This window comes from Pseudarthrobacter sp. S6 (genome assembly GCF_050156575.1).
Lineage (GTDB): Bacteria > Actinomycetota > Actinomycetes > Actinomycetales > Micrococcaceae > Arthrobacter.
The window spans coordinates 762,230-786,767 of sequence record NZ_CP189581.1 but is presented as its reverse complement, the minus strand read 5'-3'; the positions used below and the strand labels follow the sequence as shown (position 1 = coordinate 786,767).

The window sequence follows — 24,538 nt, the reverse complement described above, 5'->3', positions numbered from 1 at the left end:
CAGGGATCCTGGGGGCGCGGCCGGTGCAACGGCCGCGCCCCTTTTTTAGCCCTGCTGGGTTTGGTTGAAATTTGGGTATTTCGCGGCGGAACTCGGCGCCGGGTCAGCCCGGCGGCGGACCGACGGACCCCCGGGACACGAGCGGGCACGCTAGTACTTCCTGCTCCGGCGGACGGCCAGGAGTGGCGATGTCGTCAAGGAGCCGGGTAACTGCCCAACGCCCCATGTCGTAGTGCGGCAACGCCATGGTGGTCAACCCTGGCCACAGGGCCCCCGCAACGATCTCCAGGTTGTCCACACTGATGATGGACAGGTCCTCGGGAATCCGGAGACCCAATTGCGCAGCGGCCTGGTAAGCACCCATGGCCACCTGATCACTGAAGCAAAACAAGGCCGTCGGACCTTCCGCCGTCGAAAGCATCTTCAAAGCCTGCTCCCGGCCGGCACGGGCGTCCGGGCGGTCCGTGGCCAGGTATTGGGGATTGAACGCCAGGCCGTGGCGCTCCAATGTGCTGCGGTAGCCCTGGTAGCGGCCATGCGTTGCCGGAATGTCGTCGACGTTGTTGAGCATCCCGATCCGGCGGTGGCCGGCCTGGATCAGTACCTCGACGGCGGCCTCCGCAGCCCCCACCTCATCCGGCACCACCGAGGAAACTTCCGGGTTTCCCGACGTGCCGTCCAAGAGGACCGTCGGGATGCCCTTCAGGCCAGCTGGAACCTCCGTCGGCTGGTGGAACATCTTGGCGTAGACAATCCCGTCGACCTGATGTTGCTGCAGGCTCCGGATTTCGTGCTCTTCCAGGCGCCGGTCCAGGCCCGAGTTGACCACCATGAGCAGGTAGCCGCGTTCGTAGGCGGCGTCCTGCGCCCCCCGGATCATGTCACCCGCGAACGGGGTGGTGGCAATCTCGTCACTGACCAGGCCGATAATCTGCGAGCGCTGGTTGCGCAGTCCGCTGGCGAGCCGGTTGGGGGCATAGCCAAGGTCTTTGGCGATCGCCCTGATGTGGTCCTGTGTTTCCGCTTTGACCCGGGAGCCGTCGACGTCGTTGAGCGCGTGGGAGACGGTAGTGACCGAAACCCCGGCGGCCTTCGCCACATCCCGTATCCCGACTCTTGTCATCTTCGACATTCCTTTACAAAACGTTTTGGCTGTTGTGTTGCTCACACTCTATACAAAACGTTTTGGCAGTGTCAAGACCTATAGTCGAACGGCTTCCAGGCCGGGCCGGGTCAACGACACCCGGCGAGGTGTCCTCGTTCTATGCGCCCGGTTCCGAGGCCACCGGTTGCGACGCTTCCTGTTCGGCAGCGGCGGCCTGGGGCACCAGCCCTTCCGGCACCATGAACCGCGGCAGCAGCAGTTGCACCAGCGGGCCGATGGCCAGCGCGTAGAGGACGGTCCCGACGCCGACCGAGCCACCCAGCAGCCAGCCGGCGCCGAGGACCACGACTTCGATCCCGGTCCGGGACGTACGCACCGACCAGCCGGTGCGCCGGGCCAGGCCGGTCATCAGCCCGTCCCGGGCGCCGGGGCCGAAGCGGGCGCCGATGTAGCAGGCCGAAGCGACGCCGTTGAGCAGCACGGCGCCGCCGAGCATCCCGATCTGTCCGCCTAGTTGGGTGATCTGCGGGATCAGCGCGAGGCCAACATCCGCGAAGACCCCCACAAGCACGGCATTGCTCAGTGTCCCGAACCCCGGCCGCTGCCGGAGCGGGATCCAGAGCAGCAGGACCAGGAAACTGACAACGATCACCACAGTGCCGATACTCAGGCCCGTCTTTCCGGCCAGTCCCTGATGAAACACGTCCCACGGGTCCAGCCCGAGCCCGGCCCGGATGAACATCGCCAGGGAAATGCCGTACATGGCGAGGCCGATCAGGAGCTGGAGAATTCTGCGCGTCATCATGTCTCCATCCTGACGGCAACTGGCCTTGCAATCCATAGCCAGTTTGAGATACTGGCCCTATGTCCGGCTCTCTTGCCCCCAGTTCCCTCGCCCGCTTGCTCGGCCGGTGGAATCCCGGCGCCGCCCCGGCGTACCGCGAGTTGTCCGACGTCGTCCGCCTGCTGGTCCTGGACGGCCGGATTCCGCTCGACGTCGCCCTCCCAAGTGAACGTTCCCTCGCTACCGCCCTCGGCATCAGCCGTACCACCGTCACGGCCGCCTATGCTTCGCTGCGGGAGCAAGGACTTCTGCGGGGCGGCCAGGGCAGCCGGGGCAGGACCGGCATCCCCGGGCCCGAGGTCAACGCGGCCGTCCGGACAACAAGACCAGGACTCGGCGGCGGGCCTGGACTGGCCGTTCCAGACGGACTCCTTGACCTGGCGTATGCCTCGCTGCCTGCCAGCGGCGAAGTCGTCCACCGGGCGTTCGCCGCCGCGCTCACAGAACTTCCTGCCCTGCTTCCGGGATTCGGGTACGACGCACTTGGTGTCCAGGCCCTGCGGGAGGCGGTTGCGGCGCGGTACTCCGCGGCCGGGGTTCCGACGGCCGCTGCGCAGATCCTGGTCACCTCCGGCGCGCAGCATGCCCTGAACATTGTCCTCCGCACCCTCACGGGCCGGGCAGACAGGGTACTTGTAGAGAACCCCAGCTATCCCCATGCCCTCGATGCCATCCGGGCCGCAGGCTGCAGACCGGTGCCGGTAGCGATGCCTCCGGCCGCGCCGCGAGGACAACCATCTGCGGGGCCACCCTCAGGCTGGGACCTGGACGCAATGGACTCTGCCCTGCAACAGCGGCCGGCACTGGCCTATGTCGTCCCCGACTTCCACAACCCCACGGGGCGGCTGATGCGGGATCCGCAGCGGCGCCGGCTTGTCCGCGCCGCCGCGGCGTCCGGCACCGTCCTGGTGGTGGATGAGACCCTGCGGGAGCTGAACCTCGACGCAGAGGCGGCCACTCCCATGGCTGCCTTCAGCCCGGCTGTGGTTTCGATCGGGTCGCTCAGCAAGTCGCACTGGGCCGGCCTGCGGACGGGCTGGATCCGCGCCGTCGAGCCGCTGATCCAGCGCTTCGCCGCCGCACGAACCACATTGGATCTGGGCGGACCCGTCGTCGAACAGTTGGCTGCGGCCCATCTGGTGAATTCCCTGACCGAACCGCTCCCGGCACGCCTGGGCATGCTCCGCGAGAACCGTGAGGCCCTCTTGTCATTGGTCGCCGAGCATCTGCCCTCGTGGCAGGCGGAACGGCCCGACGGCGGCCTGTCCATCTGGTGCCGCCTCCCGGCCCCGGTCAGCACTGCACTTGCCGTCATCGCTCCGGACTTCGGCCTCCGCCTCGCCGCCGGTCCCCGATTCGGCGTTGGTGGCGCTTTGGAGCACTATCTCCGCGTACCGTTCACGTTGCCGTCGGATCAGTTGGAAACCGCGGTACTGGCACTTCGTGCCGCCCAGGACAGGCTGGACTCGGCCCCGACGCTGCGGCGCCATCCTTCAGCACTGCCCGCCGTCGCGATCGCCTGAGACCGCATCCCGCCGGGCCGGCCGCCGACGTCGGGGTCCTCCACGCGCCTGGCAGGAATAAGTAGAATGGACCGGTGATGCAATCCCCCCTCCCCGTGCGCGACGGCGTGAACGCCACCCGCCTGCGCCTCCCGGACGAGGGGCCGTGGACAACCGCGATGGACTACATGATGCACCGCTGGGGCCACATCGATCCGCAGGGCATCGAGGACAGGTTCGACGCCGGCGAGATCGTGGGCGAGGGCGGCGTCGCCCTGGACCGGGCCACCCGGCTCGAGGACCACACCTTCATCTGGTACTACCGCTCATTGCCGCCGGAGACCCGCATCCCGGTGGACATCAGCATCCTGCACCAGGATGATCACCTGCTCGTGGTGGACAAACCGCATTTCCTGCCCACCACCCCGGGCGGCACCTACATCCAGGAATCGGCCCTGGTCCGGCTCCGGAACCAGCTCAACCTGCCGGACCTGATCCCCATGCACCGCCTGGACAGGATGACCGCCGGCGTGCTGCTGCTGTCCACCAACCCGGAAACCCGCGGAAATTACCAGGTACTCTTCGAGAAGCGGCAGGTGCAGAAGGAATACGAGTGTGTGTCCGCCGCGGAGCCCGCCGCCGGACACCCCGCCGTCGAATTCCCCGTGGTGGTCCGGAACCGGATGACCAAGTCCCGCAGCTACCTGCTGGCCGAAGTCATCGAGGGCGAGCCGAACGCGGAAACCCGGATCGAACGGCTGGAAACGTTCGACGGCGGCGCTTCCGTGGGTGCCGCCGGCACCTGCGACGCTGGTGCCCGAGCCCCTGGCATCCACGCGGACGCGGGTACTACGCCGTGCCTGGCGCGGTACCGGCTGGAGCCGCACTCCGGAAAGACGCACCAATTGAGGGTGCACATGGCCTCGTTGGGACTGGGCATCGTGAACGACGCGTTTTACCCGGACCTCCTGGACAAAGCTCCGGACGACTACTCCAAACCGCTGCAGCTCCTGGCCCGCGGCATCCGCTTTGTGGACCCCATCAGCAAAAAGCCCGTGGAGTACCGCAGCGGGCTCCACCTCAGCGAGGCTGCTCAAGCACCGCGTTGATCAAACACGGTCCTGAAGGCAAGCTCCATCTCGGGGCCGAACAGGACAAACTCCACCAACTCGAGCGCGCTGGCCGGATGTGAGGCACCAAACCCCGTAACGGCGTCGTGCGCTGCCTCCGCCACCTGGCGCCGGTGCCAGCCGTAGACTCCCCCGCCCACAGCGGGAAGTGCGAGGCAAGCCGCGCCCAGCGAATCCGCCAGCCGCAGGCTTTCGCTGAAACAGGACACCAGCAGCGCCCGGTTGGTCTGCCCGGCGCGACGGTTCGGCCCCACGGTGTGGATGACCCACCGGGCCGGGAGCCGGAAACCCGGGGTGGCGACGGCGGCACCCACAGCCAGTCCGTGCGGCAGATCCGTGTTGCGCAATGCCCGGCAGGCGGCCAGCAGTTCGGGTCCGGCGGCCCGGTGGATGGCCCCATCCACTCCGCCGCCGCCCAGCAGCGTGGAATTTGCAGCGTTCACAATCGCGTCAACGGTGCGGGTGGTGATATCGCCTTGGAGGATGGTGATCCGCATGCCGCCAGTTTCCCACTTAGGAGGTGCGGCTCAAAGGCCCCGCATAACCGCAGCAGCACGCCTGATCTCCAGTCATCCGGGCAGGAGCAAGAAATGATGGAGATTGCCTGCAGGCAACCCAGCAAAACCCCCTTTACTAACTGCCTTGACATGATGCGCCCCAGTGCCACGATAGTTATCTGGGGTATCGCGTGTTGTCCGGTCGATTGAAGGGGATAGGCATGACGCTGGCTCTCGCATGGGTTGGGAATTAAGCCTGCTGGGGGGCTGCCGGTTGCGCCGCGGCAGCAATACCCTGACGGTGGCCAGCCGGGAACAGCGCGAGCCGGAATCCACACTGAGCGAGAATCCAGACTGAGCGAGGAAGCATCATGGATACCCTCATCGAAATCCCGGGCGATCGAACGGCGGCCAAGTTCGCCTACGCGTCCGCGGGCATAGGCGTAGTGGGCGTGGCAACATTGGGCGCCATGTTCGCCATCGAGGTGCCAAGGAACGGACCCTACATCTTCGGCACCATCAACGATGCCACCGGCGGCGTCTTCCAGCTGACGATCATCCCGGTGATCGTCCAGGTCCACCGGCGCCTGCGCCGTACACCCGGCTCCGAGGCAGCCAAATGGCTGGTGATCGCGGGCAGCGCCGCAGGATCGGCAAGCTCGTTCCTCCTCGTCGCGAAGAAGCTCGATTTCAATGTATCCACCGGCATCTCGGTGGGGGCAATGGTGGTCCAGGCCGGCTGGTTCCTGCTGGCCCACCGGTCACTGCTCCAGTCGGGCGGCTGTCCACGGGATCTCGCGAAGCTGGGAGAGTTTATCGGCGGCGCCTTAGTGGTGGCGCTGCCATTGGCCGCGCTGACGGCCTTGGAACCGGCGCCTGCCTGGATCCGCTGGGGCCTCGGCGGGGCCGGAATTGCCGTGGGCGCCGTCGCGTGGGTCGCGTGGCCGTACTGGTATTTCCTCGCGGGACGGCACCTCAGCCATGTTCCCAGGGAAGTTCGCGGAGGAGTCCCACGGCCACGCCGCCGGAAAATCGGCGCCGGGTACTGAGGTCCGTGTACTGGCGCGCGTAGTACTGGGACGCGTAGTACTGGGACGCGTAGTACTGGGACGCTCGCTGAACCCAGTGAGGGGAAGTCCGTGCCGGCGGCCAGCTCAGGCCGTGCGGCCGCGCAAAAGTGCGGTACTTTATGGCCATGGACTTTGGCGATGCCGACAGCTGGGGGGCGGCGATCTACTTCTGGATCATCCCCACGGTCCTCGGCGATGCCATCTTCCCGCCCATCCCGTCAGAAATGTTGGTGATCACCGGCGGGGCCCTCTCCGCCGACGGCCGGGCCAACGTCTTCCTGGTGGGGGCACTGTGCGCGGTAGCGTCCTGGATTGGTGACATGGTGGTGTTCCAGCTCTTCAAACGCCGGCTCAGCCATGTCCTGGACCGCTGGCGCTGGGGCCGCAAAGTCCATACCGGCATCCATAAGGCCATCGCCAAGGCTGGCCGCTCCTCCACCTACGGGACCATCATCGGCGCCCGTTTCATCCCCGGCGGGCGGCTGGCGACGTCGGCCGCTTCGGGCATCGCCGATGTCTCCGCCCGGGGTTTCAGCCTGTGCGCCGGCCTCGGCGCGGTCCTCTGGGCCAGCTGGCTAGTGGGCCTGGGCTACTTCACGGGATCGGCAACCAAGCTGCCGTTCTGGGCGAGTTCGCTGATCGGTGTGGTGCTGGGCCTGGTGATCGGCGTCGTCGTCGGCATCATCGTCACCCGCCGGCGTGGCACCCGCTCGCCCGTGGACGAGCCCGCCCCCGGCGAGTGAGCTAAACAGGCGCCCAGCGGCCGCGGTTGCGGCGGAGCACCGTCAGTGAGCCGGTGAGCGCAACGCGTTCGACGGCGTCGCGCATCATCGCTGCCGATTCGCGTGCCTGCTGGTTCTCACCGCTGTATTCGGTCGCCTCCACGAGGAAGCGGAGATTCAGCTGTGGGATGCCGGCGGCCAGTTCGATCTGGTTGGATTCCACATGGTGGCGGATCTCCAATGCCTCAACGGCGGCGGCCATCACGGCTTCCGGCGGGTTGCCAGGTTTCAGTCCGGTGATTTTTAAGCGCGTCTGGAACGAAGGCATGCCTTCAACCCTATCCCGGCTGTCCGCTGGCCCGGCCAGTCCCGCCACCGGCCAGTCCGCCGCCGGCCCTGCCGCCGGTCCTGCTACTCGGGGCCGCTCTCCGGGAGGGGCAATGACCAGCGCTCCTCGATATGGCCGAAGCGCCACACGCCCAAGGCAAGGAGCCAAGTGAAAATGAACAGCGCCACGGTTGTGTAGCCGACTGCGGCCAGGTCGAGTCCGCCGATCACAGCCAGCGGCCCGGACCGGATTCCGGCGCTGTCCACCAGGAGGGAAATCAGCTGCACGGAGCCGACGCCCAGCGCAACGGCCACGGACAGCCCGGTCACCACCACGTTGTAGTAGATCCTGCGGACCGGCCGGGAAAGTGCCCAGCGGTACGCGAAAGTCATGAGGCAGCCGTCCAGCGAGTCCAGCAGGCTCATGCCCGCCGCGAAGAGGACCGGCAGCGTGAGGATCGCGTACCACGGCAGCGCCGAGGCGGCGGCCCCGGCAGCCAGGATCAGGAGGCTCACCTCCGTCGCGGTATCAAAGCCCAAACCGAACAGCAGTCCCACGCCATACATCTGCCGGGGCTTGGTGATCAGCCCGGTCAACCGGCCGAAAAGCCGCGTCATCAGGCCACCGGGGGCAGGCTGGTTTTCCAGTCCGGCGCCGTTGTCCTGGCTGGACCGCAGCCGCCGCGCCGACCGAAGCACCTCCAGGAGGATTATCAGGTTCAGGACGCCGATGAGGTAAAGAAAGACGCCGGAGACTGCCGTCCCGAAGATCTGCAGGCCCGCCTCGGTTTCGCCGGAAACCATCCCGCCCTGGTCCGACATGCTCCGGATTCCGGCCGCCAGCAACGCGCACAGGCCAAAAACGACGCTCGAGTGGCCCAGAGAGAACCAGAAGCCCACAGTCATGGGCCGGTGGTTGCCCGGCTGTCCCGTACGGGCTTTCCCGGTTCGGGCTTTCCCGATGCCGGCGCCGCCGGAGCGCCCGTCGCCCAGGTGTCCGTCGCCTGCAAGTTTCCGGGTGGTGTTGTCGATGGCGGCGATGTGGTCCGCGTCGAATGCGTGGCGAAGCCCCAGCGTATAGGCGGCAACTCCGAGGCCGACCCCAAAAACGCCCGAGGAACCCGCCGGAGGGATCTCCGCTGCAACAACAGCCAAAAGAACGCCCCAGCCCACAGCATGCAGGAGCAACACAACGGCCGCCATTCCACCGATCGATGCCCGTTCCCAGCCGGTCAGTGCGTTCCTGGACCGTCCGGGCATGTTGCTGGACCGGCCCGTCCTGGCCTGCGGCGGCGTGTTGCCTCCAGCTTCCGGTTGCTGCATTACCGAGCCTCCGGTTTCCGCGTCATGGCAGAATACTGGGATGACTATACGCCTTTAGTCGATGCATGCGCAGCTGTCAAATATTGAGGTTGATTTATGGCCTCGACGAGCCTATCTTGGGCAGAGAGGGGGCAGTATCCATGCACGAACTCTCGATCGCACAGAGCCTTATTGACGCGGTGTTGGACAGGACCGGCGGCCAGGCAGTCATGGGTGTCAACCTTCGGATCGGGCCGTTAGCGGGAGTGCTTCCGGACGCCCTCCGTTTCTGTTTTGATGTGGCTTCAGCGGGTACCACCCTGGCCGGGGCGCGGCTCCGGATCGACGAGCCGCAGGCCCGAGGGCATTGCCGCGAGTGCGGTACAGACTTCGCAATGACGGACATCTTCCTTTTATGCCCCTGCGGGAGCGCCGACGTCGCAGTGGTCAGCGGGCGGGAACTCAACCTTGTTTCGGTGGAGGTGGCGTAGCGACATGTGCGCAACGTGCGGCTGCGGCGATGAAGCCGCCCCCAGGGTGTACTCCCTGGAAGTGCCGGGCCAGGAAGTGCCGGGGGCGCAGGCACATGAGCATTCCCACGAACCTGGGCATTCGCACACGCACGACGGGCACACCCATAGCCACCCTCACAGCCATGACCACGAGCACGACCACCCCCACACCGACGGCCACATACACGCCCCGGAACTCATCCCGCTGGAACAGAACCTGCTGGCCAAGAACGATCTCCTCGCGGAACGGAACCGCGGCTGGCTCGCCGGGAGGAAGGTCCGCGCGCTGAACATGATGAGCTCCCCCGGCTCCGGCAAAACCACACTCCTGGTGCGGACGCTCACGGAGCTGGGCGGCAGGCTGGAGGCCGGCGTCATTGAAGGGGACCAGGAAACCTCCCTCGATGCCGACCGAATCCGGGCCACCGGGCGGCCCGTGGTGCAGATCAACACCGGAGCGGGCTGCCACCTGGACGCCGACATGCTCCGCCGCGGACTCGACGCGCTGGCTCCCCCGATGGGTTCCACCGTGTTTATCGAGAACGTGGGAAACCTCGTCTGCCCCGCCCTGTTCGACTTGGGCGAAGCAGCGAAAGTAGTAGTCGTCTCAGTGACGGAAGGTGATGACAAACCGCAGAAGTACCCGCACATGTTCCTCGCGGCCGACCTGGTGATCATCAACAAGTCGGACCTGCTCCCCTACGTCGAGTTCGACGTCGACGCCTGCGTTCGCCGCATCCGTCGCCTGAATGCTCACGCACAATTCCTGGTCCTCTCGGCCACTACCGGCGACGGCGTCGCCGCCTGGTATGACTGGCTGGACGGCCGCCCCTCCCGGACAGAGACCCGCGGAGGGTCTTTGACAGGGTCTCTGGAAGAGTCCCTGACAGACGCACACTGAGCCCCCTCACGGGCCGCGGAAAGAGGCAACGATGCCTACCGAAACTTCCCTCAGGGCCGAAGAAACCCTGATTCACGTGCTCTGGATCAACGCAGGGCTGAGCTGCGACGGCGATTCCGTCGCCCTGACAGCGGCTACCCAGCCCAGCGTGGAGGAGATCGCGCTCGGCGCTTTGCCCGGCCTGCCCCGCATTGCCATGCACTGGCCCCTGATCGATTTCGAATGCGGCCCCCAGGAAGGGGCGGACGACTTCCTGGAGTGGTTCCGCAAGGCAGACCGCGGCGAGTTGGAGCCGTTCGTCCTGGTGGTTGAGGGCTCTATCCCGAACGAGAAACTCCACGATCCAGGCGGCTACTGGTGCGGGTTCGGCAACGACCTGGCCACCGGCCAGCCGATCACCACCAGCGAGTGGCTGGACCGGCTGGCGCCCAAAGCCACGGCCATCATCGCGGCCGGCACGTGTGCCACGTACGGCGGCATCCACGCGATGGCGGGAAACCCCACCGGCGCCATGGGCGTCCCGGACTACCTCGGCTATGACTGGAAGTCCAAGGCCGGCATCCCGATCGTCTGCGTCCCCGGGTGCCCCATCCAGCCGGACAACCTCTCCGAAACCATGACCTACCTGCTGTACCAGGCTACCGGCCAGGCCCCTATGATCCCGCTGGATGATGCGCTGCGGCCCACCTGGCTGTTCGGAAAGACAGTGCACGAAGGCTGTGACCGGGCGGGCTACTACGAGCAGGGCGACTTCGCCACCGAGTATGGCTCCCCCAAGTGCATCGTCAAACTTGGCTGCTGGGGTCCGGTGGTCAAGTGCAACGTGCCCAAGCGCGGGTGGATGAACGGGATCGGCGGCTGCCCCAACGTGGGCGGCATCTGCATCGGCTGCACCATGCCGGGCTTCCCGGACAAGTTCATGCCGTTTATGGACGAGCCACCCGGCGGCAAGCTCTCCACTAGCGCCATCCGTCCTTACGGCGCCGCCATCAGGGCGCTGCGCGGCATCACCACCCACACGCTGGACCAGGAGCCCAAGTGGCGCCGGCCCGGCACCGAACTGCTGACCGGCGCACAGCGCACCTGGTAAATCCACCCCCTTCCAGACAGGTGAAGAACATGACCTCAACGATTCCTATGCCGTCCGGGAGCGGGACGGACAACAGCAACCTTGTGGAGATGGCCTGGGATCCCATCACCAGGATTGTGGGCAGCCTGGGCATCTACACCAAGATCGATTTCGCGAACAACCAGGTGGTGGAGTGCAAGAGCACGTCCTCGATCTTCCGCGGCTATTCCATCTTCATGAAGGGCAAGGACCCTCGGGATGCCCACTTCATCACCAGCCGCATTTGCGGGATCTGCGGCGACAACCACGCCACCTGTTCCTGCTACGCGCAGAACATGGCCTACGGTGTGAAGCCGCCGAACCTTGGTGAGTGGATCGTCAACCTGGGCGAGGCCGCCGAATACATGTTCGATCACAACATCTTCCAGGAAAACCTGGTCGGCGTGGACTACTGCGAAAAGATGGTCTCCGAGACAAACCCCGGCGTCTTGGCAAAGGCAGAAAATACGCGGGCCCCGCACGAGGGGGACCACGGCTACCGGACCATCGCGGACATCATGCGCTCGCTGAATCCGTTCACCGGGGAGTTCTACCGCGAGGCTTTGCAGGTCAGCCGGTCCACGCGCGAGATGTTCTGCCTGATGGAAGGCCGCCACGTGCACCCGTCCACGCTCTACCCCGGCGGAGTGGGGACCGTGGCCACCATCCAGCTCATGACGGACTACATCACCCGGCTTATGCGGTACGTGGAATTCATGAAGAAGGTCGTGCCAATGCATGACGATCTTTTTGATTTCTTCTACGAGGCACTGCCGGGCTACGAGCAGGTGGGCCTGCGCCGGACACTGCTGGGCTGCTGGGGCTCCCTCCAGGACCCTGACTACTGCAACTTCGAGTACAAGGACATGACCGAATGGGGCCGGAAGATGTTCGTCACCCCGGGCGTGGTGGTGGACGGCAAGCTCGTCACCACCGACCTGGTGCGGATCAACCTGGGCATCCGGATCATGCTGGGCTCCTCCTACTACGACGACTGGGAAGACCAGGAGATGTTCGTGACCCACGATCCCCTGGGCAACCCGGTGGACCGCCGCCACCCCTGGAACCAGCACACCAACCCCAGGCCACAGAAGAGGGACCTCAAAGAGAAGTACAGCTGGGTCATGTCCCCGCGCTGGTTCGACGGCCAGGACAACCTGGCACTGGACACCGGCGGCGGACCTCTGGCGCGGCTCTGGGCCACGGCGCTGGCCGGGCTGGTGGACATCGGCTATATCAAGGCAACCGGCAGCAGCGTGCAGATCAACCTCCCCAAGACTGCCCTGAAGGGTCCCGTTTCCTTCGAATGGAACATCCCGCAGTGGAGCAACACGCTGGAACGCAACAGGGCCCGCACCTACTTCCAGGCCTACGCGGCCGCGGCGGCGCTGCACTTCGCCGAGAAGGCGCTGGAGGAAATCCGGGCCGGCCGGACCAAGACCTGGGAGAGCTTTACTGTTCCGGACGAGGCCATCAGCTGTGGCTTCACCGAAGCGGTCCGCGGTGTCCTGTCGCACCACATGGTGATCCGGGACGGCAAGATCGCCAACTATCATCCGTATCCGCCCACTCCCTGGAACGCCAGCCCCACGGACTCGGCCGGGATTTCCGGACCCTACGAGGACGCGGTGCAGGGCCAGCCGATCTTCGAGGAGAACGACCGCGAGCACTTCAAGGGGATCGACATCATGCGGACCGTCCGCAGCTTCGACCCGTGCCTGCCGTGCGGGGTCCACATGTACCTGGGCAACGGCCAGACCCTGGACATGTTGCACTCGCCCACGCAGACCCTGACCGGCGAGTAACCTGCCATGCCCGGCGCGGACCGGCCGGTGCAGACCAGCGAACTGCATCCCGGAGAACGGATCGGCACGCTCCTCGACGCCCTCGGCGCCGGCGGGGCGGTGGCCCGCGGCCGCGCCGAAGACCTGGTCCGGCAGGTCACCGACATGTACGGCTCGGGACTGGAACGCATGCTGGAAATCCTGGATGAGCAGGGAAAACTCGACGGCGGGACGCTGGCAGCGCTCGCCTCCGACGAACTGGTGTCCGGCCTGCTGATCATCCACGGCCTGCATCCCGAGTCGATGGAGACGAGGGTGGCCGGCGCCCTGGACAGCGTCCGGCCGTACCTGGGCTCCCATGGCGGGGACGTGGAACTGTTGGATATCAGCCCGGAGGGCGTCGTGCGGTTGAAGCTGCTGGGCACCTGCCAGGGCTGCCCGTCGTCGTCCGTTACGTTGAAGTTCGCCGTCGAAGAGGCGATTGAAACGGCAGCCCCGGAGGTCACAGCCATCGAAGTGGTGGAGGCGGAAAAGCACGCCGCCACCCCGGCCTTCATCCCTTTGGAATCCCTGCTCGTCCGGCTGAACAGTACCGACCTGCCGGAAGGGTCCTGGGAGCCTGTCCCCGGCGTCGCCGATCTGGAACCCGGCAACGTGGCCGGGTTCCAGGTGGGCGGCTATGCGCTCCTGGCCTGCCGGACCGGGCAGGACGTCTACGCCTACCGGGACCGCTGCCCGCGCTGCGACGGGTCCATGGCCGGCGCCGCCCTGCAGCGCGCCCTGGCCGCCCCTACCGGCGGCGGCCTGCTCCGCTGCCCCACCTGCCGAGCACACTTCGACGTCCGCCAGGCAGGCTCCTGCCTTGAAGACCGCAGCCTGCACCTGGACCCGCTCCCCCTGCTCGTGCGCAGCGGCGTGATGTCCGTGGCTGTGCCGGTCGCGGCCGGAAAGCGCGGCTGACATGGAGGCGCCCGGCCTGCCCGTTGCACTGCTCCGCCGGATCGCCGCCGCGAGACCGGCAGCGCCCGCCGGCGAGCGCTGCGAAATGTGCGGGGAGCCCATCGCTGCCGAACACCAGCACGTGGTGGACCTGGACAGCCACGCCATGATGTGCACGTGCCGGCCGTGCTACCTGCTCTTCACGGACAGCACCGCCCACCTGCGGTACCGGTCGGTGCCGGACCGGTACCTGTCCTTCCCCGATTTCGAGCTGGGCCTGGGCCAGTGGGACGAGCTGGAGATACCCGTGGGACTGGCATTCTTCTTCCGCAGTTCCAGAATGGAGCGGACGGTTGCGTTCTATCCGGGCCCTGCCGGCGCCACCGAATCCGAGCTGCCCCTGGACGCGTGGGATGCCGTGATGGCGCGGAATCCTGCCCTGTCCATAGCGGCCCCGGACACCGAGGCGCTCCTGATCCGGGGCCCCGGCGGGGACCATCCCCAGGCCGATTGCCACCTGGTCCCCGTGGACGCCTGCTACGAGCTGGTGGGACACCTGCGGCGCCTGTGGCGGGGGTTCGACGGCGGCCAGGAGGCCCGCGACCAGCTCACCGCTTTCTTCGAAAAAGTCAGCCGCCGCAGCAAGCCGGTCCATGAAGCCACCCGGGAATCAGCCTCCGGAGGCCCACAGTGATTGCGCTGGCATTCGAGGTCCTGGACATCCTGCCGGAGCCGTACGCGGCCGCACCCCAGCTCACCGCGACGCTGCGGGTGACCGAGTCCACCGGAGCCGCTGTGCACGCCATCGCCCTGCGCTGCCAGGTCCGGATCCTGCCCCAGCGCCGCGGCTACACGCCGGCGGAAGAGGCCGGCCTGCTGGACCTCTTCGGCGAGCGCGGCCGGTGGCCCACCACACTGAAGTCCTTCCTCTGGCTGCAGTGCAGCACCATGGTCCAGGGCTTCACCGGGGAAACTGAGGTGCGGCTGCCGCTACCCTGCACCTTTGACTTCGACGTCTCCGCGGCCAAGTACCTGCAGTCCCTGCGGGACGGGCTGGTCCCGCTGGAACTGCTGTTCTCCGGCACGGTCTTCACCCGGGGCGAGGCTGGCTTCGGCGTGGAACAGGTGCCCTGGGACCTCGAAGCCTCCTACCGGCTACCCGTGGACGCCTGGCGCCGGCTCATGGACCAGTACTTCCCCAACACCGGCTGGCTCCGCCTGGACCGGGACGTGCTCACCGCACTGGCGCACTACAAGGCGGCCCGCGGCCTCACCTCATGGGACGCCACCCTGGAGAGCCTGCTGGCGGACGCCACGGCGGTGTCCGCGGCAGTATTGTCACCCGCAGCGGTAGCTCCGGCGGCGTCAGCCGCCGCGGGACTGTCAGGAGACGGTCGGCCATGAACATGAGCCTGAGCCTGGCCCGCGCCGTGGCCGATGCCGTCCTCTACGAGGGCTACCTGCTCTACCCGTACCGTGCGTCCTCGCAGAAGAACCAGGCCCGCTGGCAGTTCGGCATCCTCGGCCCGCCTGGCGCCGCCGCAGCCGGCACCGGCGAAGAGCCGGACATGTTCGCGGACTGCCTGCTCACCCCCGGTCCGCAGGCCGCCATCGAAATCCACGTGCGCTTCCTGCAGCTGCAGAGCCGGACCGCCGAGAAATTGGACGACGACGGCGGGTTCACGGCGGTGGATGAGCTTACGGTCGGTGCCGCCCGCTGGCTGAGCTGGGACGAGGCAGTGGAGCGGGAGGTCACGCTGGGACCGTTCGCCGTGGCCGGGTTCAGCGGGCAGAAGACAGTCCTGCCCGTTGAGGTCCCCGGCGGGGAGGACACCGAGGAACTCCGTGACGCCTCGGGGCGGCTGACCGGGCGGCTGGTCCGCCGTCGTCGTCCGCTTCAGGGCGAGGTGAGGCTGGCAGCTTCGCCAGCCGGCGGACCGCTGGTCAGGATGCGCGTCGGGGTTGCCAACGTGGCGGCGATGACGGCGGCAGCGGCCCCTGCGTCAGGCGCGGCGGATGGCTGGACAAGACAGCATGCCATCGCGGAATCCTTCATTGGCACGCACCTGCTCCTGAGCCTCCAGGACGGTGATTTTGTCTCCCTGCTTGAGCCACCGCCGAGCGCGCAGGCCGCCGCGGCCGCCTGCGAACAGCACCGGTGCTGGCCCGTCCTGGCCGGTCCGGAAAGGCAGTCGGATGTGCTGCTGGTATCCCCGATCATCCTCTACGACCACCCCGCCGTCGCGCCCGAAAGCTCGGTGGCGCTGTACGACGCCACCGAAATCGACGAGATCCTCACCCTGCGGGTGCTGACCCTCACCGAGGAGGAGAAAGCCGAAGCCCGGGCCACGGATCCGCGGGCGGCGGCCATCATCGACCGGTGCGAGGCCATGTCCCCGGCGGAACTGCAGCAGCTGCACGGCATCCTGCGCAGTCCGCATGCCCTGGACGGGGCTGCAATGGATGGCGCTCTGGACAGTGGTGCCCTGGATGTCGCTGCCTTGGACGTCGCCCTGGACAGCCGGGAACCCATACCCGGACGCAGCGGTGCGGACGCCGCATGGTGGACACCCGAGGCCGAAGCCCTGGTCCAGCCGCATTTGGATGCGGTCCTGATCAACGGGGTTCCGGTGGCCAGGGGCAGCCGGGTCCGGGTGAATCCGAGCCGGCGGGCCGACGCACAGGACCTGTTCTTCGCCGGGCAAACGGGCCGCGTTACCAACGTGCACTTCGATGTTGACGGCAGCACCCACGTGGGCCTGGTCCTCGAGCAGGACCCCGCCGCAGACCTCCACGAGGGCTACGGCCGGTCCTTCTACTACTCACCGGAAGAGCTCGAACCCCTGGGGCAGGATGGAAAGGAAAGCCCGCCATGAGAATCATAGGAATGGCCACCGTAGCGTTTCTGGCGGCGTTGGCACTCGGCGCCGTCTACGTGGGGATCCGCTCGGTCCCCGACGTCCAGCGCTACCTGAAGGCACGGCGGATGTGAGCCCGGTATGACTGTGCTGGTGGCAGGCGTGGGCAACATGTTCCTGCGCGACGACGGCTTCGGCCCGGAAGTCGCCCGCCGGTTGGCCTCGGAAGGGGACCTGCCGCCCGGCGTCGAGGTAGCCGACTACGGCATCCGCGGCATGCACCTGGCCTACGATCTCCTGGCCGGAGTGGACATGCTGGTGCTTGTGGATGCCGTGCCGCCGGAGCGCGGGACCGAACACAACAAAGCCCCCGGCAGCCTCCGTGTGCTCCGGATCCGCAGCGAAGATCTCGACGCCGGCGCCACGCTGGACCCGCATGGCATGGACCCTGCCGCCGTCCTGGGCAGGCTCCGATCGCTGGGCGGCAAGGCCCCCGTGACCTATGTGGTGGGCTGCGTTCCGGCCGACGTCACCGATGGCATCGGACTGACCCCGCCCGTGTCTGCGGCCATCCCGGCGGCGATGGCCGCCGTCGTTAAGCTCCTCAGCCAGCACACCTCCAAATAGACCTAAGGCGGACCAACCATGTGCCTCGGAATCCCCGGCCAGGTCATCGGCCCCATCGATGGCTACGGCAACCAGCTCGCCCTGGTGGACGTGGCCGGAGTGCAGCGCAAGATCAACATCGGGCTCCTGGATGACGGACCGCTGCCCCCAGGCAGCTGGGTCCTGATCCACATGGGCTTTGCGCTTGAACGGGTGGATGATGCAGGCGCCGAACGGGCCATGAGCGGCCTGGAACTCATGGGCCAGCCACGGCAACCCGGCGACGTCAGCCAAGGCGGATAGGCGGATGGGACGGCGTCCAGCGTTCGCCTCTTCAGCATTCCAGTGCGATTTATCGTTCGAGGGCGATGGCTGCGCCGCGATGCTCCACTCCGGTGTTGGCGATCTTGAGGTGCCTGCCGGTGAAGAGCTTCAGCTGCTGCAGCTGGCGGGGTGTCAGCCGGTCACAGACCCAGTCCCAGTGGAGCGAGACCACATCGCCCGCCACGAGTCCGGCAATGAAGCCGGTTCCGTTCACGGCATACTTGGCGGTCTCCACAACAGGCTCGCCGACGGCCAGGGTCATTCCGTCCCAGGTCAGGGGACGCGACTTCACCACGGCTTCGTCGCCCGTGATGGCCAGGACCTCGCCCCACCGGATCCGGCAGCGGTCCAGGACGTTCAGCGCAGTGGCATACCGGCGGTCATCACGCAGCAGGCCCAGCCAGGGATAGATCTCCAAGACGTGGAAGCTGTGGTGCGGGACGCCGCCAGCCAGGACGCCTTCCACGAGGTGCGGAAACTGCCAACCGGTGCGTGCGCGGAACCGGTCTTCCATCGAGTTGCCCATGGTGCTGATGCCCACGGTGTCCAGCAGATTGTTTCCCACCCAGTAAGCCTCCACAACGCGGGCGTCGAGCGGGTCCGGGATGCCGTGGGCACCGGCAATCAGTTCCAAGTAGGGAAAGGCGCCGGCAAAACCCTTCGCGAGCTCCCGCAAGCCTTGGTCGGTGACCCCGGACTGGCCGTAGTGGAGCAGGGCGTCACTGTCCGGAGGCCCGCAGCTGCCTCGCGAATTGGGCGGGTAGGCATACCGCACAAACATCTGGGCGCCGTCGATAACCATCGCGTGGCCACCTTCTCCGAGGGTCTTTCGAACGTAGCACCGCAGCCGGTCCCGGACAAGGGCGCGTTAGCAACCGGGGCACCATAATATGACCGTTAACAGCCTCCGACCTTGTGCGGCGGCTGTCGGACCGAAAGCAGGGGTAACGCACCATGGCAACCACTGACCTGAACCGCCGCGCCGCCCTTCAACTTCTGGTGGCGGGAGGCTCTGCAGCCCTGCTGGCCGGATGCGCGGGCACCCCCGGTTCCCCGCCGTCGTCGGGCCCTGCAACGAACATGGGGAACAGCGGCAGTGGCGGTGGCAGTGGCGCGATCAGCGTCACCGATCAGCGCGGCAAAACCCTTACGTTTTCCCGGCCGGTGACGCGGGTGGTGACCATCCCCATGCCGGCGGCGTCGCTGCTGGTAGCGGTGGACCGTACGGCGGACCACCTCGCCGCCATGCACAACGCCTCCTGGGTGGCCATGCGCGACGGCATCATGGGCACGATCTTTCCCAAGGCACTGGACCTGCCGCACGAGATCGCCACCCAGGACTTCACGGCCAATGTGGAGAGTGTGCGGGCCCTGGACCCGGACGTGGTGATCCAGTGGTCCGACGCCCAGCTGATCGACCCGCTGGAAAAAGCCGGTCTGAACGTCATCGGGCTGACCAACACCGGCAAGCAGGAGGACGTGGACGCGTGGATGGCCATGTTCGCCACGATGCTGGGGAAGCCCGAACGAGCCGTGGATATCAAGACCCGCAGCGACATGGAACTCGCTGCCATCAAGAAGATCGCGGCGGGCCGGAACTCCGCGCGGCCCAGCATCCTGTACTTCAACCGGTTCACCGGCGGCCTGAAGGTGGCCGCGGCCAATAGCTACAACGATTTCTACATCAAGCTGGTGGGCGGCACGAATCCCGCCACCGGGGACGATCCGCTGCAGGGCTCGGGGATGGTGGGACTGGACGTGGAGCAGGTCCTGCGGTGGGATCCTGAGATCATCCTGCTGGGAAATTTCGACGCCGCCATGCCCCGGGATCTTTACTCAGACCCCGTGTGGCAGACCGTGTCCGCGGTCAAGAACCGGCGTGTGTACAAGGTGCCGCTGGGCGGGTACCGGTGGGATCCGCCGGGGCAGGAGTCACCTCTGATGTGGCACTGGCTCAGCGACATCGCGTTCCCCCAACAGCGCTCCCTCCTCCGGAACAAGGTCACCGAGTACTTCGATTTCCTGTACAGCCACAAGCCCACGGCGGCGGAGCTGGACAAGGTCCTGTGGACCGCAGCCAACGCTGGTTCTGACCACTACCGGCAGTTCAATGCTGCATGACGCCAGCGACGAACGGCTTGACGCCAGCCGCGCCCGTGCGCCCGGTGGCCCGGAGCTGGACACCGGCGCCGCAGGGGACGCCTACGACGCCGGCCGGAACAATGAGCGGGCCGGTGGCGGTGAGGGGGATGGGGACGCTGCGCGTGACGGGCGGCCAGTCCCATCGGCCCTGAAACCCATCGCCATCAGCACCATCTTCCTGGTTGCCGTCACTTTGGTGGCCCTGGCTGTGGGCCGCTACAACGTTCCGCTCTGGCACGTGGTGCAGATACTAGTGGGGCAGGCCGTCCCGATCCCCTCCGAGGCCACCGCCACGGAGCAGAATGTGGTGCTCCTTGTCAGGCTCCCCCGCGTGCTGCTGGCGCTGCTGGTGGGCGGCGGCCTGGCGATCGGCGGCGCCGCGCTGCAGGCCATCTTCCACAATCCGCTGGTCAGCCCGGATATCATCGGGGTGTCCGCGGGCGCATCCTTCGGCGGCGCGCTGGCGATACTTCTGGGGCTGGGGACGTTCGCGCTGATCACCAGTTCCTTCGCATTCGGACTGATCGCGCTGGCCATGCTGTTCCTCATCACGTCGGGGCGCGGCGGGACTCCCCTACTCATGATTGTGCTGGGCGGCGTGGTCACGGGATCGTTCTTCTCCGCGCTGGTAGCCCTGGTCACCTACATCGCGGATCCCAACACCACCCTGCCGGCCATTGTGTTCTGGCTCCTGGGTAGCGTCGCCACGGCCACGTTCGGCAAGGTGGCGGTGGCGCTCATTCCCGTCGTCGGGGGCGCGCTGGTGCTCCTGGCCCTGCGGTGGCGCATCAACGTGCTCTCGCTGGGCGACGACGACGCCACCGCGCTGGGGATCCGGCCCCGGCCGCTGCGCTGGGTGGTACTGGTTTCGGTGGCACTGATTGTGGCGGGGGCGGTGGCCGTCAGCGGCGCAGTCAGCTGGGTGGGCCTGGTGGTCCCGCACCTGGCCAGGATGTGGGTGGGCCCGGACCATCGGGTCCTGCTGCCGGTGTCCTTCCTCCTGGGCGGCGCATACATCATGCTCGTGGACAGCGTGGCACGCACCGCCACCGCGGGTGAGATCCCGCTCGGTGTGCTGACGGCGCTGATCGGCGCGCCCGTGTTTTTTGTCCTGCTGCGCCGGAACCGGGACAGGATCTGGGAAAGTGCTTGAGCTCAACGGCGTGGGCTTCGGATACGGCCGGACGGACTGGGTCTTCCGGGACGTCAGCTTCCAGGTCCTGCCGGGAACCGCCACCGCCGTCCTCGGTCCCAACGGCAGCGGAAAGACCACGCTGGTGCGCTGCGCCGCCGGCCTGCTGAACCCAGTCGAGGGCAGCGTCACGCGGGCGGCCAGGGCAGGCTATGTCCCGCAGGCCCATGGCAGTACCTTCGCCTACCGGGCCCTGGATATGGTGCTGATGGGACGTGCCCGGCAGATCGGGCTCTTCCGCTCGCCCGGCGCGGCGGACCGGAGTGTTTCCCTGGAGGCCATGGACAGGGTGGGTATAGCCGGCCTCCGCAGCAGGTTCTTCCCCACCCTGAGCGGCGGCGAGCAGCAGCTGGTCCTGATCGCCCGCGCCATCGCCGCCGGCTGCCCCGTCCTGGTGCTGGACGAGCCCGCCACCGGCCTGGACTTGAAAAACCAGGTCCGCGTCCTGCGGCTCCTGCGCGAACTGATGACCGACGGCATGGCAGTACTCCTCAGCACGCACCACCCGGACCACGCCCTGTACCTCGCGGACCGGGCCGTCCTGCTCACGGCCGGCGGTCCCCGTACCGGTGATGCCCTGGAGCTCCTGAGCGAGAAGGAACTCACGGCCCTGTACGGCGTGGGCGTCAGCACCATGGCCTACGTCGACGGCCGCAACACCCGCCGGACCGTAGCGGTGCACTACGGCGGCCAGTGAGAGAGCGTTTGCGGTTAGCCGGTGTTGCGCAGGCCGGCCGCTACCCCGTTAACGGTGATCAGCATGGCCCGTTGGAGACGTTCGTCGATCTCGGCACCGCTGATGCTCTCGTCTTCGGCGCCCTGGGCAGCCCGCACACGGCGGAGCAGTTCCACCTGCAGGTAGCTGATGGGGTCCAGGTACTGGTCACGGATCTCAAGCGAACGCTTGAGCGTCGGCTGCGCGTCCAGGAGTACATTCTCACCGGTCAGGTTCTGGATCTCGGTAACCGTGAGTTCGAACTCTTCACGGATGGCCGCGAAAATGTGGTGCAATTCCTTGGGAACCAGGGTGGCCACGTAGTACCCGGCGATGTCCAGGTCCGTTTTGGCCAGCGTCATCTCAACGTTGGAGACAACGGACCGGAAGAAGTGCCAGTTTTGCATCATCTCCACCAGCTGGGCGGAGTTTCCGGCCTCGCGGGCAGCCTTCAGGCCCGAGCCGACACCGAACCAGCCCGGCACGATCTGCCGGGACTGCGTCCAGCCGAACACCCACGGAATGGCGCGCAGTCCGCCAAGCCCTGCCCCGGAATCCGGGCGCTTGGACGGACGGGAGCCGATATTCAGCGAGCCGAGTTGCTCCACCGGGGTGGAGGCCAGGAAGTACGCGGGCAGGTCCGGGTGGTCAATCAGCTTCCGGTACCGGTCGAAGGCGCCGTCGGAGATAATCTCCATAACGTGCCCGTACCGTTCGCGCTGGTCATCCGAGGTGCGCGGGTCCCGGTGCAGGGCCGAGCCCTGGAGTACCGCCGCGAGGGACAGCTCCAGGTTTTCCCGGGCCAGCTCCGGCAGCGAGTACTTGTCCGAGATGACCTCGCCCTGTTCGGTGAACTTGATCTCGCCTTCGAGCACGCCGTTGGGCTGGGCCATGATTGCGTCATAGGTGGGTCCCCCGCCGCGGCCCACGGACCCGCCGCGACCGTGGAACAACCGGACACGGACGCCATGCTTGGCCGCCACGTCGCGCAGGTTCCGCTGGGTCTTGTGGATCTCCCACTGGCTGGTCATCACGCCGGATTCCTTATTCGAATCCGAGTAACCCAGCATGATTTCCTGGACGTCGCCGCGCAGCCGGACCAGGTCTCGGTACGACGGAACGGACAGCAGCTGGTCCACGATCTCCGCCGAGGCTCGCAGTTCCTCCACGGTCTCCAGCAGGGGCGCGAACCCGATCCTGGCGTAGGGAGATTCGCCGAACAGGTTGATCAGGCCTGCCTCGCGGGCCAGGACAGCCGCGGCCAGGACGTCGTCCGCGCCGCGGGTCATGGAAATAATGTAGGTCTCGATGACGTCCGGGCCATATGTGCGCAGAGCGCGGCGGACCTCGCGGAAGACGTCGTACGTGCCGTCAGCAACGCCGTCGAGCTTAATCGGGTGGCCGGACAACGGCCGGCGTGACGCCAGCTCCGAACCGAGAACCTCAAAGCGTTCAACGCGGCTCAGTTCCGCATAGCGGATGCCGGGGCCGCCCAGCCGGTCCATCAGCTGGCCAACGGCGTCATGATGGTGGTCGGCGTGCTCTCGGATGTCCAGGGTGGCCAGGTGCAGGCCGAAGGAGGCGACGGCGCGGCGGACCCGGGCCAGCGCGCCATCGGCAACGAGCGACGCCGAGTGATTGCGGAGGGACAGCTCCAGCAGTTCGAGGTCGTTGAGGAGTTCCTCTGTGGACATGTAGTCACGGCCGTGCTCGTGGGTGGAGTCCGCGGCAACCCGTTTGCCCGTATTGATGAGCTTGGCCTTGATGCACGTGAGTTTGAGGCGGTAAGGCTCCTGGGCGTTGAGCTCCAGGACGCGCCGGTCCAGGCCCGGCAGCTTTTTCAGGTCCGCGTCGATGGAGTCCAGCAGGGACTGGTCCGCGCCGGACAAGGCGGTGGAGTTGGACAGGATGGAGATCAGCTCGTCCATCATCGCGATGCTGATGCGGACGGCGTGCTGGTTCTGGATCTGCAGGATGTCCCTGGTGACCGCCGCCGTGACGTTGGGGTTGCCGTCCCTGTCGCCGCCGATCCAGGACCCAAACCGGATGGGTGCGTCCTGGGACGAAAGGCTGACGCCGTGCTCACCGAGCAGTTCCGCGAAGTCCGAGAGCATCTCGGGCATGGCGTCGGTCAGGATGCCGCCGAGGTAGTAGATCGCGTTGCGGGCCTCGTCCACCGGGGTGGGGCGGACCTGGCGCAGTTCGTCGGTCTGCCACATCTGGTCGATGACTTCCGAAAGCTGGCGGTCCTGCCGGCGGCGCGCGGTGGTGCCTTCCCTCGTGGGCTCGGCCAGGACATCGGAGAGCCTGCGGATCTTGTCCAGCACGGAACGGCGCGAAGCCTCGGTGGGGTGGGCGGTGAAGATGGGGCGGACGTCCAGCCCGTTGACCACTTCCTGAAGGACTTCGGGCCCCGCCTTCGCGGCGATTTCGGTGACGGCCTTGGCCAGCCACCCGTCCTTCTCCTGCCGCGTCCGCAGGCCGCGGACCCGGTGGACCTGCTCGGCCGCGTTGGCAAGGTGGAAGTAGAACGCGAACGCACGCACCAGGTCCGTGGCTTGCTCGATCGGCAGGGAGCCGAGCAGTTCGCGGACCTGCTCGACGACGTCGTGCGCACTCCAGGGGCCGGTAGCATCGGCACCGCCACGGGCGGCTTCCTTGGATTCCTTGGTGAGGAGGCGCACCTGCTCCACCAGATCCAGGAGTTCGGGCCCGTGCTGGCGGACCAGGGATTCGCCAAGGAGAGTGGAGACGCGCCGGACATCGGCCCTCAGTTCAGAGGCGAGGTCGGTTGCGGAATTCATTGCAGTGTTAGCCATGGAAACTGTCTTTCGAGGGTTCGGACTTGGCTCGTACACTGCGCTGGATACTGTGAGCCACGTTACTAGCTATCGATGCTACCTGCACGGGATGGCGAAGGCGGAATCCGTCTCAGATATTGCACCGGTCTCCGCCCTG

Annotated in this window: 25 protein-coding genes; 18 read left to right on the top strand and 7 right to left on the bottom strand. The window is 66.9% G+C overall.

Features of this window, described 5'->3' with window-relative positions; all coding sequences use genetic code 11:
* Nucleotides 1-103: 103 nt before the first annotated feature.
* Nucleotides 104-1,123, bottom strand: coding sequence for a LacI family DNA-binding transcriptional regulator (locus ACQCS0_RS03930; RefSeq protein WP_354154688.1), 1,020 nt, complete (start codon nt 1,121-1,123; stop codon nt 104-106).
* 139 nt (nt 1,124-1,262) lie between these two features.
* The gene (locus tag ACQCS0_RS03925) at nt 1,263-1,910 is read right to left on the bottom strand and encodes a hypothetical protein (protein ID WP_354154689.1); all 648 of its coding nucleotides are present in this window, start codon (nt 1,908-1,910) and stop codon (nt 1,263-1,265) included.
* Between the two features lie 59 nt (nt 1,911-1,969).
* Between ACQCS0_RS03925 and ACQCS0_RS03920 the strand changes: the two genes are divergently transcribed.
* Both ACQCS0_RS03920 and ACQCS0_RS03915 read left to right on the top strand, forming a co-directional pair.
* Nucleotides 1,970-3,472, top strand: coding sequence for a PLP-dependent aminotransferase family protein (locus ACQCS0_RS03920; RefSeq protein WP_354154690.1), 1,503 nt, complete (start codon nt 1,970-1,972; stop codon nt 3,470-3,472).
* Nucleotides 3,473-3,549: 77 nt separating this feature from the next.
* Nucleotides 3,550-4,560 (top strand): RluA family pseudouridine synthase, encoded by a 1,011-nt coding sequence (locus tag ACQCS0_RS03915; protein ID WP_354154788.1) that lies wholly within the window; start codon nt 3,550-3,552, stop codon nt 4,558-4,560.
* On the opposite strand, the gene ACQCS0_RS03910 is transcribed toward ACQCS0_RS03915, so the two are convergent.
* Nucleotides 4,545-5,078, bottom strand: a complete 534-nt coding sequence (locus ACQCS0_RS03910) for an O-acetyl-ADP-ribose deacetylase (RefSeq protein ID WP_354154691.1) — start codon at nt 5,076-5,078, stop codon at nt 4,545-4,547. The two genes, ACQCS0_RS03915 and ACQCS0_RS03910, sit on opposite strands and share 16 nt — an antisense overlap.
* 371 nt (nt 5,079-5,449) lie before the next feature.
* On the opposite strand from ACQCS0_RS03910, the gene ACQCS0_RS03905 reads away from it, so the two are divergent.
* Together ACQCS0_RS03905 and ACQCS0_RS03900 are read left to right on the top strand one after the other, a co-directional pair.
* Nucleotides 5,450-6,127, top strand: a complete 678-nt coding sequence (locus ACQCS0_RS03905) for a hypothetical protein (protein WP_426940035.1) — start codon at nt 5,450-5,452, stop codon at nt 6,125-6,127.
* Between the two features lie 140 nt (nt 6,128-6,267).
* Nucleotides 6,268-6,891, top strand: a complete 624-nt coding sequence (locus tag ACQCS0_RS03900) for a VTT domain-containing protein (protein WP_354154693.1) — start codon at nt 6,268-6,270, stop codon at nt 6,889-6,891.
* 1 nt (nt 6,892) lies between these two features.
* On the opposite strand, the gene ACQCS0_RS03895 is transcribed toward ACQCS0_RS03900, so the two are convergent.
* Both ACQCS0_RS03895 and ACQCS0_RS03890 read right to left on the bottom strand, forming a co-directional pair.
* Complete coding sequence (locus ACQCS0_RS03895; RefSeq protein ID WP_354154694.1) at nt 6,893-7,198, bottom strand: hypothetical protein; 306 nt, start codon at nt 7,196-7,198, stop codon at nt 6,893-6,895.
* 83 nt (nt 7,199-7,281) lie between these two features.
* Nucleotides 7,282-8,520, bottom strand: coding sequence for a HoxN/HupN/NixA family nickel/cobalt transporter (locus tag ACQCS0_RS03890; RefSeq protein WP_354154695.1), 1,239 nt, complete (start codon nt 8,518-8,520; stop codon nt 7,282-7,284).
* Between the two features lie 140 nt (nt 8,521-8,660).
* On the opposite strand from ACQCS0_RS03890, the gene ACQCS0_RS03885 reads away from it, so the two are divergent.
* Genes ACQCS0_RS03885 through ACQCS0_RS03835 form a run of 11 tightly spaced genes read left to right on the top strand, consistent with a single transcriptional unit; the run spans nt 8,661 to nt 17,510 of the window.
* The gene (locus ACQCS0_RS03885; RefSeq protein WP_354154696.1) at nt 8,661-8,990 is read left to right on the top strand and encodes a hydrogenase maturation nickel metallochaperone HypA; all 330 of its coding nucleotides are present in this window, start codon (nt 8,661-8,663) and stop codon (nt 8,988-8,990) included.
* A 4-nt stretch (nt 8,991-8,994) separates the two neighbouring features.
* Nucleotides 8,995-9,912 (top strand): hydrogenase nickel incorporation protein HypB, encoded by a 918-nt coding sequence (hypB, locus tag ACQCS0_RS03880; RefSeq protein ID WP_354154697.1) that lies wholly within the window; start codon nt 8,995-8,997, stop codon nt 9,910-9,912.
* Nucleotides 9,913-9,943: 31 nt separating this feature from the next.
* Entirely contained in the window at nt 9,944-11,002 is a 1,059-nt protein-coding gene (locus ACQCS0_RS03875; protein WP_354154698.1) for a hydrogenase expression protein HypE, read from the top strand.
* 29 nt (nt 11,003-11,031) lie between these two features.
* Nucleotides 11,032-12,825 carry a nickel-dependent hydrogenase large subunit gene (locus ACQCS0_RS03870; protein ID WP_354154699.1) on the top strand — a complete coding sequence of 598 codons (1,794 nt, stop codon included), beginning with the start codon at nt 11,032-11,034 and terminating at the stop codon, nt 12,823-12,825.
* A 6-nt stretch (nt 12,826-12,831) separates the two neighbouring features.
* A complete protein-coding gene (locus tag ACQCS0_RS03865; RefSeq protein ID WP_354154700.1) occupies nt 12,832-13,764 on the top strand; it encodes a NifU family protein in 933 nt (310 codons plus the stop codon).
* A 1-nt stretch (nt 13,765) separates the two neighbouring features.
* Nucleotides 13,766-14,437, top strand: a complete 672-nt coding sequence (locus ACQCS0_RS03860) for a DUF5947 family protein (RefSeq protein WP_354154701.1) — start codon at nt 13,766-13,768, stop codon at nt 14,435-14,437.
* A complete protein-coding gene (locus ACQCS0_RS03855; protein ID WP_354154702.1) occupies nt 14,434-15,147 on the top strand; it encodes a DUF6084 family protein in 714 nt (237 codons plus the stop codon). Before ACQCS0_RS03860 ends, ACQCS0_RS03855 begins: the two co-directional genes overlap by 4 nt.
* A complete protein-coding gene (locus ACQCS0_RS03850; protein ID WP_354154703.1) occupies nt 15,144-16,619 on the top strand; it encodes a hypothetical protein in 1,476 nt (491 codons plus the stop codon). Before ACQCS0_RS03855 ends, ACQCS0_RS03850 begins: the two co-directional genes overlap by 4 nt.
* Nucleotides 16,616-16,735, top strand: a complete 120-nt coding sequence (locus ACQCS0_RS03845; RefSeq protein WP_426939181.1) for a DUF6893 family small protein — start codon at nt 16,616-16,618, stop codon at nt 16,733-16,735. Before ACQCS0_RS03850 ends, ACQCS0_RS03845 begins: the two co-directional genes overlap by 4 nt.
* Before the next feature lie 7 nt (nt 16,736-16,742).
* Complete coding sequence (locus ACQCS0_RS03840) at nt 16,743-17,228, top strand: hydrogenase maturation protease (protein WP_354154704.1); 486 nt, start codon at nt 16,743-16,745, stop codon at nt 17,226-17,228.
* An 18-nt stretch (nt 17,229-17,246) separates the two neighbouring features.
* Nucleotides 17,247-17,510, top strand: a complete 264-nt coding sequence (locus ACQCS0_RS03835) for a HypC/HybG/HupF family hydrogenase formation chaperone (protein ID WP_354154705.1) — start codon at nt 17,247-17,249, stop codon at nt 17,508-17,510.
* Between the two features lie 49 nt (nt 17,511-17,559).
* Here ACQCS0_RS03835 and ACQCS0_RS03830 read toward each other — a convergent pair whose 3' ends face one another.
* Nucleotides 17,560-18,333 carry a DUF6390 family protein gene (locus ACQCS0_RS03830; protein WP_354154706.1) on the bottom strand — a complete coding sequence of 258 codons (774 nt, stop codon included), beginning with the start codon at nt 18,331-18,333 and terminating at the stop codon, nt 17,560-17,562.
* 152 nt (nt 18,334-18,485) lie between these two features.
* Between ACQCS0_RS03830 and ACQCS0_RS03825 the strand changes: the two genes are divergently transcribed.
* The 3 genes from ACQCS0_RS03825 to ACQCS0_RS03815 are packed head-to-tail and all read left to right on the top strand — an operon-like array spanning nt 18,486 to nt 21,562.
* A complete protein-coding gene (locus ACQCS0_RS03825) occupies nt 18,486-19,652 on the top strand; it encodes an ABC transporter substrate-binding protein (protein WP_354154707.1) in 1,167 nt (388 codons plus the stop codon).
* Nucleotides 19,642-20,826 (top strand): iron ABC transporter permease, encoded by a 1,185-nt coding sequence (locus ACQCS0_RS03820; protein WP_354154708.1) that lies wholly within the window; start codon nt 19,642-19,644, stop codon nt 20,824-20,826. Before ACQCS0_RS03825 ends, ACQCS0_RS03820 begins: the two co-directional genes overlap by 11 nt.
* On the top strand, nt 20,819-21,562 hold the full coding sequence (locus tag ACQCS0_RS03815) for an ABC transporter ATP-binding protein (protein ID WP_354154709.1): 744 nt from the start codon (nt 20,819-20,821) through the stop codon (nt 21,560-21,562). The genes ACQCS0_RS03820 and ACQCS0_RS03815 overlap by 8 nt, the downstream gene beginning before the upstream one ends.
* 14 nt (nt 21,563-21,576) lie before the next feature.
* On the opposite strand, the gene ppc is transcribed toward ACQCS0_RS03815, so the two are convergent.
* The gene (ppc, locus tag ACQCS0_RS03810; RefSeq protein WP_354154710.1) at nt 21,577-24,399 is read right to left on the bottom strand and encodes a phosphoenolpyruvate carboxylase; all 2,823 of its coding nucleotides are present in this window, start codon (nt 24,397-24,399) and stop codon (nt 21,577-21,579) included.
* Nucleotides 24,400-24,538 lie beyond the last annotated feature (139 nt).

Coding starts and splice junctions, on each gene's coding strand:
- ACQCS0_RS03905 (WP_426940035.1), top strand. CDS start 5,450: ATGGATACCCTCATCGAAATCCCGGGCGATCGAACGGCGGCCAAGTTC.
- ACQCS0_RS03840 (WP_354154704.1), top strand. CDS start 16,743: ATGACTGTGCTGGTGGCAGGCGTGGGCAACATGTTCCTGCGCGACGAC.
- ACQCS0_RS03825 (WP_354154707.1), top strand. CDS start 18,486: ATGGCAACCACTGACCTGAACCGCCGCGCCGCCCTTCAACTTCTGGTG.
- ACQCS0_RS03865 (WP_354154700.1), top strand. CDS start 12,832: ATGCCCGGCGCGGACCGGCCGGTGCAGACCAGCGAACTGCATCCCGGA.
- ACQCS0_RS03895 (WP_354154694.1), bottom strand. CDS start 7,198: ATGCCTTCGTTCCAGACGCGCTTAAAAATCACCGGACTGAAACCTGGC.
- ACQCS0_RS03870 (WP_354154699.1), top strand. CDS start 11,032: ATGACCTCAACGATTCCTATGCCGTCCGGGAGCGGGACGGACAACAGC.
- ACQCS0_RS03885 (WP_354154696.1), top strand. CDS start 8,661: ATGCACGAACTCTCGATCGCACAGAGCCTTATTGACGCGGTGTTGGAC.
- ACQCS0_RS03860 (WP_354154701.1), top strand. CDS start 13,766: ATGGAGGCGCCCGGCCTGCCCGTTGCACTGCTCCGCCGGATCGCCGCC.
- ACQCS0_RS03925 (WP_354154689.1), bottom strand. CDS start 1,910: ATGATGACGCGCAGAATTCTCCAGCTCCTGATCGGCCTCGCCATGTAC.
- ACQCS0_RS03910 (WP_354154691.1), bottom strand. CDS start 5,078: ATGCGGATCACCATCCTCCAAGGCGATATCACCACCCGCACCGTTGAC.
- ACQCS0_RS03850 (WP_354154703.1), top strand. CDS start 15,144: ATGAACATGAGCCTGAGCCTGGCCCGCGCCGTGGCCGATGCCGTCCTC.
- ppc (WP_354154710.1), bottom strand. CDS start 24,399: ATGGCTAACACTGCAATGAATTCCGCAACCGACCTCGCCTCTGAACTG.
- ACQCS0_RS03890 (WP_354154695.1), bottom strand. CDS start 8,520: ATGCAGCAACCGGAAGCTGGAGGCAACACGCCGCCGCAGGCCAGGACG.
- ACQCS0_RS03835 (WP_354154705.1), top strand. CDS start 17,247: ATGTGCCTCGGAATCCCCGGCCAGGTCATCGGCCCCATCGATGGCTAC.
- ACQCS0_RS03820 (WP_354154708.1), top strand. CDS start 19,642: ATGCTGCATGACGCCAGCGACGAACGGCTTGACGCCAGCCGCGCCCGT.
- ACQCS0_RS03930 (WP_354154688.1), bottom strand. CDS start 1,123: ATGACAAGAGTCGGGATACGGGATGTGGCGAAGGCCGCCGGGGTTTCG.
- ACQCS0_RS03920 (WP_354154690.1), top strand. CDS start 1,970: ATGTCCGGCTCTCTTGCCCCCAGTTCCCTCGCCCGCTTGCTCGGCCGG.
- ACQCS0_RS03845 (WP_426939181.1), top strand. CDS start 16,616: ATGAGAATCATAGGAATGGCCACCGTAGCGTTTCTGGCGGCGTTGGCA.
- ACQCS0_RS03900 (WP_354154693.1), top strand. CDS start 6,268: ATGGCCATGGACTTTGGCGATGCCGACAGCTGGGGGGCGGCGATCTAC.
- ACQCS0_RS03830 (WP_354154706.1), bottom strand. CDS start 18,333: ATGGTTATCGACGGCGCCCAGATGTTTGTGCGGTATGCCTACCCGCCC.
- ACQCS0_RS03875 (WP_354154698.1), top strand. CDS start 9,944: ATGCCTACCGAAACTTCCCTCAGGGCCGAAGAAACCCTGATTCACGTG.
- hypB (WP_354154697.1), top strand. CDS start 8,995: ATGTGCGCAACGTGCGGCTGCGGCGATGAAGCCGCCCCCAGGGTGTAC.
- ACQCS0_RS03915 (WP_354154788.1), top strand. CDS start 3,550: ATGCAATCCCCCCTCCCCGTGCGCGACGGCGTGAACGCCACCCGCCTG.